Origin of the sequence: Myxococcus stipitatus DSM 14675, from assembly GCF_000331735.1 — a bacterium.
GTDB classification, from domain to species: domain Bacteria; phylum Myxococcota; class Myxococcia; order Myxococcales; family Myxococcaceae; genus Myxococcus; species Myxococcus stipitatus.
Map to the genome: position 1 here is coordinate 7,735,537 of NC_020126.1, position 16,450 is coordinate 7,751,986.

A 16,450-nucleotide genomic window follows, 5' to 3' on the forward strand; every position below is an offset into this window, starting at 1 on the left:
CTACTTCTCCAGCGGCGGGAAGCGGAGCTTCGTGCCGGGGACCAGGTTGCGGAAGTCGTCGATGCCGTTGGCCCGCGCCACCTGCAGGTACAGGCGCGGGTCTCCGTAGATTTGATGGCAGAGCGAGGGCAGGTCATCGCCCGCCTTCACCAGCCGGAAGTGCGTCAGGTCCGGCGACTGGTCCTGCGCCATCGCCACGCGCGTCTGGTCATCGGAGTTGTCCGTGAAGTTCGCGGTGATGATGGCGCGCAGGGGCACCCCATCCGGCTTGAACAGCTTGTAGGCGATGCTCGCGCTCTTGAGCACGCAGCGCTTGATCTGCAGCGTGCCCCACCCGACCTTGAGGTAGTTGGGCCGGTGGATGTTGCCGTTGTAGCCCGTCACCGCCTGGAACTGCTCGACCTTGTCCTGCACGCTGGCGGGACGGCCGCTGGCGCCGGTGCCGTCGATGAAGAAGGTCAGGGACATGTCCCCGGGCTTCACCTTCTTGAAGTTCATCCGGCTGTTCGTCGTGCCGGAGCCCTGCGCGCTGTCGTACTCCATCTCGTACGCCAGCGTGATTTCGTTGGGATTGATGAAGGCCTCGAACTGGCTGAGGGGCTGACCCGAGTAGTCCGCCTTCTCGTAGGCCTTGATGACCAGCCGCTCCAATGTCCCCCGGTCGCTCACGGCTCAGCGCTCCTCTCGCTGCCGCAGCAGCTCCATCACCTGTTCGACGCACTCACTGATGAGCGCCTGCTTGTCCTCGGTGCCGCCGCCGCCACCGCCAGCGGCGGGTGACGCGCCCCCCGCGGCGGCGTTGGTGACCTCCACGGTGATGACGACCTCGTCGACGATGAGCGGCATGGGCTAGGACCTGTCGAGGCGGAAGGACTGGTAGAAGAGCTGCAGGGTCTCGATGACCACCGCGTTGTTGGTGGAGTTGAGGTCGCTCACCGACCACTTCGTCGGGTAGGCGCCCACCACGTGCCAGGTGAGGAGGGGCTGGTGCTCCTCGTTGAGGAGCTTCACGTCGATGTTCTTGGGCTCAATCCGGTAGTCCTCCATGCACTGCCGGATCCACCCCAGCACCTTCGAGCTCACGAGCAGACCGCGCTTGAGCACCAGCTCCGGGTACTTCGTCCGCGTGGGGTACTTCTGGATGAAGCGGTTCTCTCCGCCCTCGGCGACCTCTTCGGTCCCCAGCTCGAGAGACAGACCGCTCACCTCGGTGAAGCGCAAGTCGTTGTCGTCCCGGGGCAGGCCGAGAATCTCGACCTGGAAGTGGAAGCCGACGGGCGGATAGTAGTTGGGCATTTACTCGCTCTGGAGCTCGAGGCCCTCGTGAGCCAGCTCGATGGACTCGATGGCGACCTCGTTGCCGGAGGCCTTGAGCGCGGGCCCTTCCACCTTCACCGGGAAGGCATTCATCACCTTCCACACCATCACCGGCTGGTGCTCCTCGTTGAGCAGGCTGATGATGAGGTTGCGGCGCTCCACCGTGTTGAGCTTCACGGTGCTCAGCCACTTGAAGAACTGGTTGTCTCCCTTGACGATGCCGCGCTTGAGCGTCACGTTGGAGAACTTGCGGAGCCCGGGCATCTTGATGGACGAGTACTCGAGGAACGAGCCGTCCCGGTACTCGATGGCCTGGTTCTCCTGCGTGAGACCGCCGACCTCGGAGAAGCCGACGCGGCTCCCACCCCATTCGACGGTGAAATGAAAGACAGGGACTGGATATTGGGCTGGCATGACTGTTCAGAGCTCCTGGAAAGGGCTGGCCGTCAGACGCCTCAGGACGTCTGCAACTTGTGGGAGAACTTGAGGACGATGAACTCGGCCGGCCGCACCACCGCCATGCCAATCTCGACGTTCAGCCGCCCCTCGAGGATGTCCTGCGGGTTCATCGTCGAGCCGAGGCCACACTTGACGAAGAAGGCATCCTTCGGCGTGGCGCCCGCGAGTGCTCCCTCCCGCCACTTGTCGGTGAGGTAGTTCTCGATCATCCCGCGCACCTTCACCCAGGTGTTCGCGTCATTGGGCTCGAAGACGGCCCAATAGGTGGACTTCTTGATGGACTCCTCCACCACGCTGAAGAAGCGGCGGACATTCACGTAGCGCCACTCGTTGTCGTTGCCGGCCAGCGTGCGAGCGCCCCACACCAGGGTGCCCTTGCCCGCGAAGGCGCGCACGGCGTTGATGGACTTGCCCGTGGTGGCGTCGACGTTGAAGTCGTCCTGCTTGAGGTTGTCGAGCTTCACCACCGGCTCGATGACGTCCGCCAGGCTCATGTTGGCCGGGGCCTTCCACACGCCTCGCGCGGAGTCGGTCGCGGCATAGATGCCCGCCACGGCGGCGCTGGGCGGCATGGTGATGTAGTGGTCCTTCAGGGCCTGCTTCACCTGGTTGTAGACGTTCGTGTTCGTCGACTTGAAGGTGTCCAGGCCCGCGGCGCTGCCCCCGTTGAGGGCCACCTTGACGTTGCCCTCCGACTCGGAGACGTAGTGGTTGAAGGCCGTCTTGACGAAGGGGTAGTAGGCCGCGCCGTACTTCAGGAAGTTGTTGCCGAAGTAGCCGCGGTTGGCGGTGAGCCCCGCCGAGTCCAGGCTCGTGCCGCCGCCGTGGATGTCGAAGATGGCGAAGCGGTCCCGGAGCCGGTTGCACTGGGCGAGCACGGCCTGCACCAGCGTGGTGTAGTCCCCGCTGCTCATGTTCACCGCTTCGGGGATGACGACGAGCGTGGGCTCGTCCTCCAGCGACAGCGCGTCCAGGCCGTCCTGCAGGCCATAGCCGGTGACGGGGCTGGTGCTGGCGTCACCCGTGAGGGTGAAGGTCGAGGTGGCCGGCGTGGGCGAGTACGTCCCGACGGAGACGACGTAGCACTGCGCTCCGCCGTTATCGAAGAACATCTTCACCGCGTAGTAGAGCAGGTACCACGTGGTGGGCGGCGCGACGGTGGCCGCGGAGATGACCCCGCCCGCTTCCGTGACGGTGACCGGGATGTCCGGCGCGGCCGGGTAGCCGAAGAGGCCCTCGTACTCCTTGAGGGAGTAGACCTTGGTGGGCTTCAGCAGCAGGTCGTTCGCGGTGGCCTTGGTGGCCTTCTCGGTCCAGCCGATGAAGGCGGGAATCGACGTGCCCACCTCCGCGACGGACGGAGGGAACGTCTGTATCTCTTCTACATAGACATCAGGAGTGCGGTAGGTGGGCATGTCTTGAACCTCTACGGTTTCAACACGTGGATGATCACGTCTGCGTGGGGACTGTCGGCCCCGGGTTGGGGAAGGTGGTCGATGAGGACGTCCCCCGTGCTCGTCCTCACGAGCTGCACTTTCCTTCGCGCCTGTTGCCGCCGAGGCACGAGGGCTTGCGACTTGAAGAGGACCACCTGGGCGTTGCTGCCCCCGAGCAGTCCAGCGGGGAGGTCGGCCGGGGTGAAGTCCTGGGACGACACCCGCGTGAAGACGAGCTGAGGACGGCTGTCCTCGGTGAAGCCCGTGTCCGTCACGCTGAGCAGGTTGGCCTCTGCTTGCGTGTAATTGTCAGCCACGAGGTAGTACTTCAGCGTCTCCTGGCGAGCGGCATACGCCACGGTGAACGTGGGTGGCGCGGTGTAGAAGCCCGGGTCGATGCGCAGCTCGAGGATGGCGAAGGCGCCCTCCTGCTGGAGCTCGGGGTCCAGGTAGCAGGCCGTTGTCACCGTCTCGAGACCGGAGGTCTCTGTCAGGGTGAGCGCGCCCGGTGGCAGGCCGGTGAGGTCGAAGGACACGGAGGCGCGGTCGTCCTCCTCCGTCACCGTCTGCGTGCGCAGCGTGTTCCCGGCCGCGTCATCCACGGAGACCGTGACGGGGCGCTCCGCGTCCGTCAGCGCGTGGGAGAACACCTGCCCCACGAAGGTCGCCTGGGTCGGCGCGCTGAGCTGGCCCACCGGGTCGTTCACCTGGTGCGACAGCGTGGCGCCGCCGGGGAGCCCCGCGGTGATGTTGCCGAACTGGGGATTGAGCTGTTTCAGCCCCACCCGCAGCGTCTTCCCCGCCAGGGAGACCAGGGGAGCGCCTTGGGGGTCCGCGTCGAACAGGACGTGCAGCACTCCCTCTCGGACGCGGGCCACCAGCCTGCCGCCCTCCAGCAACTTCGCCGTCTCGGAGGGCAGCACGAAGCCGAGGTCCGTGCAGGCGCCGGCGTAGTAGCCGTGCGCGATGCTCACGGTGAGCAATGTGCGAAGATGGAAGCTCATCGGAAGTGGAGGTTGGTGTCGAGCTGCGTGAGCGGCTGTTGGATGGACGTCTGCGCGGTGTCCTGCAGGAGCACCATCCGGACCTTGTAGATGGCGGAGGGCAGCTGCTTGCCTCCGATGAAGGCCCAGACCTGGTTGACCTGCTCGTAGCTGAGCGACTGCAGCTCGGCGGTCAGCTTCTCGATGCGTCCATCCAGCCCGGGATACGCCTCGGGGGTGAAGGATGAGTGCGCCTGGAAGAACGTGAGGACGTGGGCGAGATAGCGCAGCGCCTGGTCGTAATGCGTGAACCGGGCCGCATAGAGGATGTGGAGGTTGAGCTTGAGCGGTGGCTCCAGGACCACATGCTTGCCTCCGGTGAGCCGTGTCTCGGGCATCTGGGATTTGAGGATGCGCTCCTCTTCCAGATGGATGAGGGAGACACCGAGCTGGTCCTCCTTGAGGACGTACTTGCCCGTGTCATCCACCAGCCGCGTCATCTCCGCCTTGCCGAAGTCCGAGCCGGTTCGGGTGAGCAGATAGGCATTGAGTTCCTGAGCCAGGAACTTGAGCGCGATGTCCAGCATGGACGGGCTTCCCCCAGGAGCTCGTGGAAAATCGAACGGAATTGCTAATTGAACGCGGGGGCCAGAGTTCCTTCGCGAACAGTCGCGCCGTCCCGCTGTCGCACACGTGTCACACTCCGTCTCGGACTCCCGTGTGAAACACGACATCCCGGACTTTCTTACGTGAGAGGTTTTGGAGGCTCACGGGATGTCACAGGTGTGTCGTCAGTCGGCGCCCGGGGGCGGCGGCTCGCGTCATGGGGCGAGACACCGGGTGCTTCGGTGCTCCTTCACCTTGAGGACCCTGTCTGGCCCTCGCGTCGGGATGAGCACCGTCCGGCGCGCCAGTCCTTGACGCCATGGCAACACCCTCTTGGACCTCTCGCCACTACAGCCAGACATGACAACCACCCCCACCGAACTTACGTTCCGCCAGCCTCGAGCCTCACCCCCATTGACAACTCAAGGAGCCCCCTTGAAACACACGTTCGCAGCACAGACGGCCCTCGCGCTCACCCTCCTCTCGTCGTCGGCGCCTGCCTTTGAAATCAGGAACAGGAACAACGACAAGTGCCTGGACGTCTACGCCTACCTCGACCACAACGGCGCGCGCACCGCCTCGTGGGAGTGTTGGGGAGGGCCCAACCAGCAGTGGTACTGGAATGGCGAGGAGATCCGCAGCGTCATGAACGACAAGTGCCTGGACATCTTCGGCAGCAACACCAACGACGGCGCGCAGGTCACCATCTGGGAGTGCAACGGGGGCGACAACCAGCGCTGGTACTGGGACGGCAACATGCTGCGCAGCAGGCTCAACGGGAAGTGCCTGGAGATCTACGGCTTCAGCAACAACAACGGAGCGTTGATCAACACCTGGGACTGCTCGGACGGTCTCAACCAGCAGTGGTACCTGCGCTGAGCAGGGGTCTGGTGCGGACCCGGTCCATGCACTAGCGTCGGCCCATCATTCCCACGGGGGCCGCACGCGATGAATCAGCCGCAACTCCTTGCAGGACTGACCCGGTATGTCGCCGAAGAGATTCTCGAAGGGGATGCGGAGGACCTCCTCCCCACCACGCCCCTGCTCGAGCTCGGCATCCTCAACTCCCTGGAGACCGCGCGGCTGATGGCCTTCGTCGAGAAGCAGTACGGCATCCGCGTGCCCGACGACGCGATGCGCGTGGAGAACCTCTCGTCGCTGAAGGCAATCGCAGACATGGTCTACGCCTGCGCACAGGCTCGCCAGGCGTAGCCCCGCGGGAGGTCAGCCTCCCTGCTTCTGGCCTCCGAGCAGCGCCTCGACCTGCTCGTCGGTGAGCTGGTCGATCAGGTCGAGCTGCCCCGCCAGCGCCTCGACGTTCTCCTCCTTCAGCGAGGAGAACACGTCGGGATTCGGCGCGGACGTCACGGCGGGCTGCTCGAACCAGTAGCGGCTGCGCTGGAAGCAGCTCGTCGGGAGCACCACCTTGTCGTGGGACTCGCCCCGGTAGAACTCCGGCCACGCGATGTCGGCCCCCTGGGCCACGAGCCCCGCCAGGCTCGCCAGGAGCCCCGTCCTGTCGTCGTCAGGAGATGGCAGGCCGGAGAACCCGCTCCGCTCGCCCGAGGGCTCCACGCGCCGCCCCAGGGCCCGCCAGCCCGCTCCCGGGCCCAGGTCCAGGGATGCGCCGATGCCATGGCTCGCGGCCAGGGCCCTCCACGCGGCCACCCACTGCGAGGGTGTTCCCACGGGGCCACGCCAGTGCTCCGGCCCCGGGGCCTCCACGCTCCTCCCCGTGAGCGACGACAGCCACGGGACCCGGGGCCGCTCGTGGGTCTTGGAGCGCGCCGCCGCCGTCAGGGCTTCTCGTGCGGAGGCCCAGACCGCCGGAGTGATGGCGTGCGAGGTGTCTCGCAGCTCGGCGCGGCTGCCTCGCTGGAGCAGCTCCGCCTGCACCGCCTCGATGGCGGCCCGCGCTCCGGACAGGACTCCGTTCCCCTCATCATCCAAGCCCAGCAGGCACACCTCGGGAGCGCGCTGGAGGACGTCCGCGAGGTGCTCGGGCCGCTCGAGGGTCAGCTCCGCGCCTGGCGATGCACGCTCGAGCTGCTCGCCCAGCGTCGCCGCGAGCTGCACTCCGTCCTCCCAGGAGAGCACTCCCGCCGCACAGGCCGCCGCGAGCTCGCCCTCACCGAGCCCCATCACCGTCGCGGGTGCGACCCCCCAGGCCCTCCACAGGTGCACCAGGCCACAGCGCACGGCGAAGCGCCCTGGGAGCGCGAGGCTTGGACCCGGAGGACGCGTCCCCGCGCCTCGCGCCCGGAAGAACTCCGAGGCGAAGGGGCGGCCCAGCGCGGCCTCACAGCGCAGGACGGCTTCCCGGAAGACAGGCTCGGACTCGAAGAGCCTCCGCCCCCACGCGGCGCCGTCCCGCTCCCCACCTCCGAACAGGAAGGCGATGCGAGGACGCTGCCTCCCGGAGCCCGCCCAGACCCCCGGCGGTGTCTCGCCACGCACGAAGCCCGCGAGCCGCTCTCGTGCCTCGACGACGCTCCTGGCCACCACCGCGACGCGGTGAGGCGCCGCCACCCGGCCCGTGTTCGCCGTGAAGCAGACCTCCGGAAAGGCGCGAGGCGACGAGAAGTGCTCCACGTACCGTCCCGCCAACTCCTGGAGCGCGGGCGCGGTCCGCGCCGAGAGCACCAAGAGCCGAGGAGAAGCGTCGGCCTGTGCCTGGGCCTCCGGTACGAGCGGCGCCTCCTCGATGAGGACGTGTGCGTTCGTCCCGTTGAAGCCGAACGCGGTCACCCCCGCGATGCGCCGCTTCGCGCCTCGTGCCCAGCGCCGGCGCTCCTTCGGAACGACGACGGGCAGCGCCTCCCAGCGGATGTTGGGATTGGGCGTCTCCAGGTTCAGGTGCGCGGGAATCTCCTCGTGCTGCATCGCGAGCACGACCTTGATGATGCCCGCGACCCCCGCCGCGCCCTCGGTGTGGCCGATGTTCGTCTTCACGGAGCCCACGACCAGCGGCTCCTCCTTCGAGTGCGAGGGCCCGAAGACCCGGCCCAGCGCCTCCATCTCGATGGGGTCTCCGATGGCCGTCCCCGTGCCGTGGGCCTCCATGTAGCCCACCTGCTCGGGCTCCACGCCTCCCATCTGGAGGGCGGCGCGCATCACCTTCGCCAGCGCGTTGCCGTTGGGTACGGTGAGCCCGCTCGACTGGCCGCTGTGATTCGTCGCCGAGCCCCGCAGCAGCGCGAGAATCGGGTCGCGGTCGGCGACGGCGTCCGACAGGCGCTTGAGCACCAGCATCCCGCAACCCTCGCCGCGCACGAAGCCATCCGCCGTCGCGTCGAACGTGCTGCAGCGCCCCTTCACCGACAGCATGCGCATCGCGCAGTTCACCACGGATGTCAGCGGCGACAGGATGAGGCTGATGCCTCCCGCCAGCGCGAGGTCACACTCGCGCGTCCGCAGGCTCTGACAGGCCAGGTGCACGGTGACGAGCGACGACGAGCACGCCGCGTCCACCGCCATCGTCGGCCCCTGCAACCCCAGGCTGTACGCCAGTCGCCCGGCCGCGACGCTCAACCCCGAGCCCGAGGCGGTGTGCAGGTCGATCTGCGTCGCGTCCGTCATCAGGTGCGAGAAGTCCTCGTTCATCATCCCGACGAAGACACCGGTCGAGCTGCCCTTGAGGTCCGTCGCCGAGAGGCCCGCGCGCTCCAGCGCCTCCCAGGTGACCTCCAGGAGCAGCCGCTGGTGCGGGTCCATCCGCGCCGCTTCGCGAGGAGAGATGCCGAAGAACTGCGGGTCGAAGTCCTCCACCCCGCGGATGAAGGCGCCATGCCGCGTGTACATCTTCCCCGGTGTCCCCGGGGTCGGGTCGTAGTAGGCGTCGACGTCCCAGCGGGAGGCGGGGATGGGCGCAATCGCGTCCCGCCCTTCGCGCAAGAGCTCCCAGAAGGACTCCGGCGAGTCCGCGCCTCCCGGGAAGCGCAAGCCCATGCCCACGATGGCGATGGGCTCGCTCAACGCCAGCGCCAGCTTCGATTCGACCTTGCGCGCGAGCAGCGCCAGCTTGAGCGGCGGCAGGTCGCTGATGCGGGGGGTGGAGTCCGTCGTCATGGTGTCCTCTCGAGTCCGGCTCAGCGACGGCGGCGCAGCAGCTCCTGCACATCCCCATCGGACAGGTCATCCACGTCCGAGAGGAGGTCATCCAGGTCCTGGTCCTCGACGACCTCTCGGGCCGGAGCCGCTTCCTGCTTGAGCCCCAGCACCTCCTCGGCCAGGTGGTCCGCGAGCGCGTTGACGGTGGGATTGTCGAAGGCGACCGTCGCGGGCAACGAGACCCCCAGGCTCCGCTGGAGGACGTTGCGAAGCTCCACGGACATCAGCGAGTCCATGCCCAGGTCGAAGAACCCCTGGGCCGGGTCCAGCGCATCCGTGGGCGCACGGCCCAGGACGCCGTTCACCAGCGTGCCCACGTGCACGCGCAGCTCCGCTCGGCGCTCCGTCGGAGGGATGCGCGCCAGCTTCGCCAGGATGTCCTCGCCCGGCGCGGGATTCGCCTGGGTGACGAAGTCCTCGTACAGCGCGGAGCGCCCTCTCCTCCCGAGCACGGCCCAGTCCACCGGCAGGACTCCGAGCTGACCTCCCAGGCCCAGCGACTGCTCGAAGAGCTGCAGCCCGTCCGCGAGCGGAATCACCCCGAAGCCCAGCTGCTCCATGCGCCGCTGGAGCTGCGCATCCGAAGCCGCTCCCACCTCCGCCCAGGCGCCCCAGCCGACACTCAGGCCGGGCAGGCCCAGGCCCCGGCGATGCAGTGCGAGCGAGTCGAGGAACGCGTTGGCGGCGACGTAGTTCGCCTGTCCCGCCGAGCCAATCATCGAGGCCGCCGACGAGAAGAGGACGAAGAAGTCGAGCGACGTCCCCTGGAAGGCGCGATGCAGGTTCCACCCTCCGGAGACCTTGGCGGCGAACACGCGGGCGAACCGCTCCGGCGTCATCTGCATCAACAGCCCGTCGTCGATGACACCCGCCGCATGCACCACGCCTCGGATGGGCGGCAGCCGTCCTTCGAGTCCTCCCAGGGCACGCTCGAGCTCGGAGGCCACCGACACGTCGCAGGTGAGGGTCTGGACATCCACGCCTCGCTCCGCCATCGCCGCCAGGCGCGCACGGACCTCCGCGCCCGGAGCCCGCCGTCCGAGCAGGACGAGGTGCCTGGCCCCGCGCTCCACCAACCGCTCCGCCACCGCGAGCCCCAGCCCACCGAGTCCCCCTGTCACGAGGTAGCTCGCGTCCATCCGCAGCGTGGCCTCTGGCTCGGCGCTCGACACCTCGAGGCGGCGGCTTCGCACCAGTCGCGGAACACGACGGCCGCCATCTCGCAGCGCGACTTCATCGTCCGCGCTTTCGGCGGACAGCTCGGCCTGGAGCTGATCCACCTCCTGCTCGGGCGCGGCCGGGTCCAGGTCCACGCGGCGGCACTGAAGCTCGGGGTGCTCGCGCGCAATCGCCTTGCCGAGCCCCCAGAGGACCGCCCCCGCGAGTCCGGCGACGGGCGCCCCCACCGCCGTGGCTTGTGCTCCGCGCGTCACCAGCCAGAGCGATGTCGGCTTGCCCTTCGGAGCATGCACCAGCGCCTGGGCCCACTCCAGCACCCGCGTGCCGTGGGACAGGGCCCGTCCTGGGACCTCCCGCTCCGTGCCGGTCAGGCTCGAGAGGTCGATGACGTGCAGCGGCGCGGCCACGTCGCGCGCGGCCAGGAGCGCCTCGATGCGCGGACGGTCATGGCCGCCATCCTTCGCATCGACGGTCACCACGTTCCAGCCGCGCCCCTGGAGGCGCTCGGCGAGCCGCGGCCCCACCCCCGACCCATCCGCGAGGAGGAGGCAGTGCGTCGCGGCCTCCACCGGGGCCTTGGGCACCGGCAGCGCGGGAGCGTCACGCCACTCCAGCTCGTAGAGCCAGCCCTGGAGGCGCTTGCTCCGAGCCCCCAAGAAGCCCTCCCGGCCGACCCGCTGGAGCCGCAGCCGCTCCACGACCGCCACGAGCTCCCCGTCCTCGGTGAACAGCTCCAGGTCACACGTGTAGCCCGCGCCCTTCGAGTCCTCGGCGCGCGTCAGCGTCGCGTGGGCCCAGACCTCGCGGACACCGGCCCGCCGCACGCGGACGCTCCCGACGCCCGCGGGGAGATAGGCGGCGTTCCCCTCCTCCTCCACGACGACGCCCACCATCTGGAAGCAGGCATCCAGGAGCGCGGGAGCCAGGGCATAGCGCTCCACATCCGCCACGGCCGCACCGGACAGCGAGAGCTGCCCCAGCACCTCGCGCTCACCGCGCCACAGCCCTCGAATCGCACGGAAGCTGGGGCCATAGGCGAGCCCCGCCCGACCGAGCTTCTCGTAGTACGGCGCCACCGGCACATCCGTGCCCAGCGCGGCCCGCAGGCCCGGGAGGTCGACGCGTCGCCCGTCCTCCGCCTTCGTCGCGGAGAGCCTCCCGTGGGCATGCAGGGTCCACGTCGCCTCGGCCTCGCCTTCTCGTGCCTCCTGGCTGAAGACCTCGAACCGGCCCGCGTGTTCTCCCTCGGGCGTGTAGACCAGTTGGACGCGCCGCGCGCCTTCGTCGGGGAGGAAGAGCGCCTGCGAGAAGCCCAGCTCGTCGACGACTCCTCCCGCCGCGCCGAAGAGCGCCTTGCCCGCGGCGAGCCCCATCTCCACGTAGGCCGCTCCCGGCACCACGAGCTGCCCATAGACGGAGTGGTCCGCGAGGAAGGCGGGCGTCGTGGCGCCCAGCGAGGACTCGAACTGTTGCACCCGCGCGGGTGAGCTCTGCCGGGTTCCCAGGAGCGGATGACTCCCCGCGCCGCTTCGAGTCCGCACGCCCTGTCGGTCCCACCCCGTGCCAGCCAGCTCCATCCAGTACCTCTTGCGTTGAAAGGGGTATCCCGGCAGCGCGACCTTGCGACGCTCCCGGCCTTCATCCACTCCGCGCCAATCCACCGCCGCGCCCGCGCGGTAGAGCGCGGCGAGCCCGTCGAACATCTGCCGCGCGTCCGAGCGCTCCGGCCTCAAGCTGGACCACCAGAGCTTCTCGTCGCCTGCCACACACTCCTGGCCCATCGCCGTGAGCGTCGGCTTGGGCCCCACCTCCAGGAACACCTGCACGCCCATCCGGCCCAGCGTCTCGAGGCTGCGAGCGAACCGCACGGGCCCTCGGAGCTGCTCCACCCAGTACGCGGGCTCCAGCAGCTCCGGGCCCGCCTCCAGGCCGCTCACGTTCGAGATGAGCGGAATGGCTGGAGGCTGGAGACGGACCTTCGCCACCTCGCGTGAGAACGCGTCGAGGATGGGGTCCATCAAGGCCGAGTGGAAGGCATGCGACACGCGCAGCAGCGAGCAGCGCTTGTCCCGCCGGGTCAGCTCGCCCAGGCAGTCACTCACCGCCCCTTCCCGGCCCGAGATGACGACACTGCGCGGACCATTGAGCGCCGCGATGGAGAGCTGCCCTCCGTACTGAGGCAGCAGCGCCTCCACCATCGCCGGGTCCGCGGACACGGAGGCCATGGCACCGCCCGGTGGAAGCGACTGCATCAGTCGGCCGCGCGCCGCGATGAGCTGGAGCCCTTCCTCCAGCGTGAAGACGCCGGCCACACACGCCGCCACCAGCTCCCCCACCGAGTGCCCCATCACGAAGTCCGGGACGATGCCCCACGACCCCCACAGCCGCGCCAGCGCCATCTCCAGCGCGAACAACACCGGCTGCGTGAAGCCCGTCGCATCGAGCCGGGCACGGGCCAGGTCATCGGGCGCCTTCGGATACAGCAGCTCGACCAACGACTGCCCCAGCAAGGGTGTCAGCACCTCGTCACACCGCAGCAGCGTCCGCCGGAAGACGGGCTCGGTGCGGAAGAGCTCCTCGCCCATCCCCAGCCGCTGCGAGCCCTGTCCGGTGAAGAGGAAGGCGATGCGCGGCGTGCTCGTGACGCGTGGCACCGGCGGGGAGCCGTGCTTCGCCGCGAAGGTCTGGAGCTGCTCACGCATCGCCTCGCGCGAGTCACCCACCAGGGCCCACCGGTGCTGGAAGTGCGTGCGCCCCGCGTTCGCCGTGAAGCAGATATCCGCCAGGGGCTCGGTCGACACACCGAGCGCTTCTTCATAGCGCTGCGCCAAGGCCCCCAGCGCCTCCGGGCTCCGAGCGGACAGCGCCAGCAGGTGGACCGCGCGGGGAAACGCCTCCTCGGCCCTGGGAGGCTCGGGCGGAGCCTCCTCGACGAGGACATGGGCATTCACCCCGCTGAGCCCGAACGCGCTGATGCCCGCGACACGCGCCCCGGTCCCCACGGGCCACGGCGTCACCTGCGTGGGAACCCGCAGCCTCAGCCGCGACCAGTCGATGGTCGGGGTGGGCCGGCGGAAGTGCAGGTGCGGAGGAATCTCTCCCTGCCGCAGCGACAGCGCGACCTTGATGAGCCCCGCCGCGCCCGCCGCGGACTCCAGGTGGCCCAGGTTCGTCTTCACCGAGCCGACGATGAGCGGCGTCTCCGGACTCCGCCCTTCGCCCAGCACCGCGTCGAGGGCCCGCAGCTCGATGGGGTCCCCCAACGGCGTGCCCGTCCCATGCGCCTCCACGTAGCGGACCTCCGAAGGCGACAGCCCCGCGGACTTCAGCGCCTTGCGCAGCAGCGTCTCCTGCGCGGGCCCGTGAGGCACCGTCAGGCCCCCGCTCGGCCCGTCATGGTTCACCGCCGAGCCTCGGATGACGGCGTGAATCCGGTCCTTGTCCCGCAGCGCGTCCGAGAGCCGCTTGAGCACCAGGACGCCGCAGCCCTCGCCTCGTCCATACCCGTTGGCCGACGCATCGAAGGTCTTCGAGCGCCCATCCGGCGCCAGCGCCCGCATCTTGCTCAGGACGATGTTGTTGTCCGGGTGGAGGATGAGGTTCACCCCTCCCGCCAGCGCCAGCGAACACTCGCCCTGGCGCAGGGCCTGACAGGCGAGGTGCGCGGCGACGAGCGAGGACGAGCACGCCGTCGCGACGACCATCGACGGCCCGTGCAGTCCCAGCACGTACGAGACCCGTCCCGCCGAGAAGCTCAGCTCGTTCCCGGTCCCCATGTAGGGCAGGTCGCGCGTCGGCAGCGCGTTGAAGGGGACACGCCCGTAGTCGCTGCTGAGGAAACCGACGTAGACGCCCGTGTCGCTGCCCGCCAGCGAGCCCGGGGCGATGCCCGCGTCCTCCAGCGCCTCCCAGGAGACCTCCAGCATCAACCGCTGCTGGGGGTCCACGTAGTTCGCCTCGCGCGGCGACAGGCCGAAGAACTCGCAGTCGAACGCGGCGATGGGCTGCGCGAGGAAGCCGCCCTCGCGGACGGTCATCTTCCACGCGGCCTCGGGGTCCTCGGCGTAGTAGCCCTCCGCGTCCCAGCGGTCCGAGGGCACGGGAATCACGGCATCGCCCCCCGCGCGCAGCAGCTCCCAGTACCGCGCCGGAGAGTCCGCGCCGCCGGGGAAGCGGCAGCCCATGCCCACGATGGCGATGGGCTCGGTGCGCGCGTGCTCCAGGCCATCCACGCGGGCCCGGAGTGTCTTGATGGCCAGGGCCGCCCGCTGAAGCGGCGTCAGCTCCTCCGTCGAGTCATGGGACATCGCGTCCTCCTAGCGAGAGGAAGCAACGGCCCGCGCGGGGCCCGGCGTCGTGGCGGGCGTCGCACCGAAGCGTGCCCAGTCGAGCTTCCCGAGCTGCGCCGCCATCTTCAGGTCGATGATGCGCTGGCGCTCCATCCGGTCCAGCACGAGGCTCAGGTGGCGTGCCCCCTCGCGGATGACCCACCGTCGCTCCAGGAAGCGCTCGAGCATCGCGTCGAAGTCCGCCTCTGGAAGCGGCGGGCCCTCTCGTCCCTCGTTCACCTTCGTGAGCACGGCCCGAGGACTCTGGATGGAGTCCAGGGCCTTCAACGCCAGGAGTTCGTCCGCCGTGAGCACCGTCTCGCGCGACTCGCCCCCTCGCGTGTCCAGCACGGAGGAGGTCCCCGCTCGCGTCTTCACTTCGAGCGTCACGCCCCGGCTGAAGCCATCGCGCCACTCCTCGGTCCGCTTCAGCGTGTCCTGGAGATAGACCGTCGGGTCGATGTCCCCCTCCAGGTCGTAGTCGAAGTAGTACGCGATGCGCCGGCGCTCCTCGGCGGGCAGCGCGGCGTAGACATAGTCATACGCCCACTTCTGGCGCACGTTCTTGAGCTGGTACTTCTCCGGCGTCTTCCAATACGGCGCGAACCGGTCCATGCGGATGCGCCCGCAGCCTCCGGGAGGAGGCAGGTGCACCAGCGCGGGAATCAACGCGGCCATCTCCGCGTACTCCTCGGGAGTCTCCCCCGGGAAGCCGAAGAGGATGTTCCAGTTCACGTTGATGTCGAACTCCTCGCACCACTTGATGAGCTGGATGTTCTGGAGGCGCGTGGTGCCCTTGTCCATCAGCTCCAGGATGGGCGTGCTGAGGCTCTCGATGCCGGGCTGCAGCTCGGTGACGCCGCCCGCGACCATGAGCTCGAGCTGCTCCTTCCGGAGGTTGCTCTTCGTCTCATAGAACATCGTGATTTCGTCCCCCTGCTCGATGAGCGCGGGGAACACGGACTTGATGTACTTCAGGTCCAGGATGTTGTCGGCCATCATGAAGAAGTTGAAGCCGTAGCGCCCCGCCAGCGAGCGCAGCTCCTGGACGAAGCGGCCCGCGTCCTTGCTCCGGTACGCCATGCCGGAGCCGTTGAGGCCACAGAAGGTGCAGTGCGCCTTGGCGCCCCACCAGCAGCCGCGAGACGACTCGGCCGTCAGGTTGGCGCGCTTGGCCATGGGCATGTCCTTGATGGCCGCGAAGTAGTGGTCGAAGTCGGGCATGGGCAGCGAGTCCATGTCCTCGATCTGCGGCGCGGCCACGTAGCGCGGCTGAGGGCGCCCCCCCTTCCCTCCCAGCACGCCCTGGACCAGGTCCAGGATGACGCCCTCGCCTTCACCGGAGACCACGTGGTCCATGAAGGGGAAGTTGTCGGAGAGCGCCTTGCCCATGTCGCCCTCGCAGTTGGCGCCGCCCATGATGAGCGTCAGCTCCTCGCGCGGGACCAGCCGGCGCAGCTCCTTCGCCAGCGCGAGCGAGGCGACGCTCTGCTGGAACGTGGACGTGAAGCCGACGACGCGCGGCTTGCCCTTGAGTATCTCCTGGGCCCACTGTCTGACGATGCGGGGGCTGTCCTCGCGCAGGGCCCGAATCAGCTCGCGCGCGCGGCCCCAGTGCAGCGCCTGCTCGCGCCGGGCGCCTCCGGGGGTGGCTCCCGACGTGTGCTGCTTCACCTCCAGCAGCGGCGTGAGGCGGTCCGCGTACTCCTCCCAGTTGGAGGCCGCGTCGCCCCACAGCGCGGGAGCGAAGACCATCTCCCCCAGGAGCAGGTCCGGAGAGGCGGGGAGGAAGGCCATCTCACCGGCGAGGATCTCCGGGGGCGTGGCGTAGGAGAGGTAGTAGTAGAGCTCCCAGCCGATCTGCCGCATGAACTGGACGTTGAGATAGCTGACGTCCGCGGAGATGCCGCTGCGCCCCAGCACGCCAATCAGCGTGCTCACCCCCAACGCGGGCTGATGCTCCGGGAGAAATGGCGCGACGACGAAGCGGACCTGAACGGAATCACCAGACACGTTCCACCCCTTTTGCGAG

General features: G+C 68.7%; 12 protein-coding genes. 2 read left to right on the forward strand and 10 right to left on the reverse strand.

The window, feature by feature from the left end; translation table 11 throughout:
• Genes MYSTI_RS29760 through MYSTI_RS29785 form a run of 7 tightly spaced genes read right to left on the reverse strand, consistent with a single transcriptional unit; the run spans position 1 to position 4,782 of the window.
• On the reverse strand, positions 1-669 hold the full coding sequence (locus MYSTI_RS29760) for a CIS tube protein (protein ID WP_015351523.1): 669 nt from the start codon (positions 667-669) through the stop codon (positions 1-3).
• Positions 670-672: 3 nt separating this feature from the next.
• A complete protein-coding gene (locus tag MYSTI_RS43960) occupies positions 673-846 on the reverse strand; it encodes a DUF5908 family protein (RefSeq protein ID WP_015351524.1) in 174 nt (57 codons plus the stop codon).
• Between the two features lie 3 nt (positions 847-849).
• A complete protein-coding gene (locus tag MYSTI_RS29765) occupies positions 850-1,296 on the reverse strand; it encodes a phage tail protein (RefSeq protein ID WP_015351525.1) in 447 nt (148 codons plus the stop codon).
• A complete protein-coding gene (locus MYSTI_RS29770; RefSeq protein ID WP_015351526.1) occupies positions 1,297-1,731 on the reverse strand; it encodes a phage tail protein in 435 nt (144 codons plus the stop codon).
• A gap of 41 nt (positions 1,732-1,772) precedes the next feature.
• Positions 1,773-3,191: a phage tail sheath family protein gene (locus MYSTI_RS29775; protein WP_015351527.1), complete on the reverse strand. Its 1,419-nt coding sequence runs from the start codon at positions 3,189-3,191 to the stop codon at positions 1,773-1,775.
• A gap of 11 nt (positions 3,192-3,202) precedes the next feature.
• Positions 3,203-4,216 (reverse strand): hypothetical protein, encoded by a 1,014-nt coding sequence (locus MYSTI_RS29780; protein WP_015351528.1) that lies wholly within the window; start codon positions 4,214-4,216, stop codon positions 3,203-3,205.
• Positions 4,213-4,782, reverse strand: a complete 570-nt coding sequence (locus tag MYSTI_RS29785; RefSeq protein WP_015351529.1) for a contractile injection system cap protein — start codon at positions 4,780-4,782, stop codon at positions 4,213-4,215. Before MYSTI_RS29785 ends, MYSTI_RS29780 begins: the two co-directional genes overlap by 4 nt.
• Positions 4,783-5,236: 454 nt before the next feature.
• Here MYSTI_RS29785 and MYSTI_RS29790 point away from each other — a divergent pair, with 454 nt between their 5' ends.
• Together MYSTI_RS29790 and MYSTI_RS29795 are read left to right on the forward strand one after the other, a co-directional pair.
• Positions 5,237-5,680, forward strand: a complete 444-nt coding sequence (locus MYSTI_RS29790) for an RICIN domain-containing protein (RefSeq protein WP_044281594.1) — start codon at positions 5,237-5,239, stop codon at positions 5,678-5,680.
• Positions 5,681-5,749: 69 nt separating this feature from the next.
• Positions 5,750-6,013, forward strand: a complete 264-nt coding sequence (locus MYSTI_RS29795) for a phosphopantetheine-binding protein (RefSeq protein WP_015351531.1) — start codon at positions 5,750-5,752, stop codon at positions 6,011-6,013.
• A gap of 12 nt (positions 6,014-6,025) precedes the next feature.
• On the opposite strand, the gene MYSTI_RS29800 is transcribed toward MYSTI_RS29795, so the two are convergent.
• From MYSTI_RS29800 to MYSTI_RS29810, 3 genes are read right to left on the reverse strand one after another with little or no spacing between them, the layout of a single operon-like run.
• On the reverse strand, positions 6,026-8,869 hold the full coding sequence (locus MYSTI_RS29800; protein WP_015351532.1) for a type I polyketide synthase: 2,844 nt from the start codon (positions 8,867-8,869) through the stop codon (positions 6,026-6,028).
• 20 nt (positions 8,870-8,889) lie between these two features.
• The gene (locus MYSTI_RS29805) at positions 8,890-14,397 is read right to left on the reverse strand and encodes a type I polyketide synthase (RefSeq protein WP_015351533.1); all 5,508 of its coding nucleotides are present in this window, start codon (positions 14,395-14,397) and stop codon (positions 8,890-8,892) included.
• Between the two features lie 9 nt (positions 14,398-14,406).
• Positions 14,407-16,431 carry a RiPP maturation radical SAM C-methyltransferase gene (locus MYSTI_RS29810; RefSeq protein WP_015351534.1) on the reverse strand — a complete coding sequence of 675 codons (2,025 nt, stop codon included), beginning with the start codon at positions 16,429-16,431 and terminating at the stop codon, positions 14,407-14,409.
• Positions 16,432-16,450 lie beyond the last annotated feature (19 nt).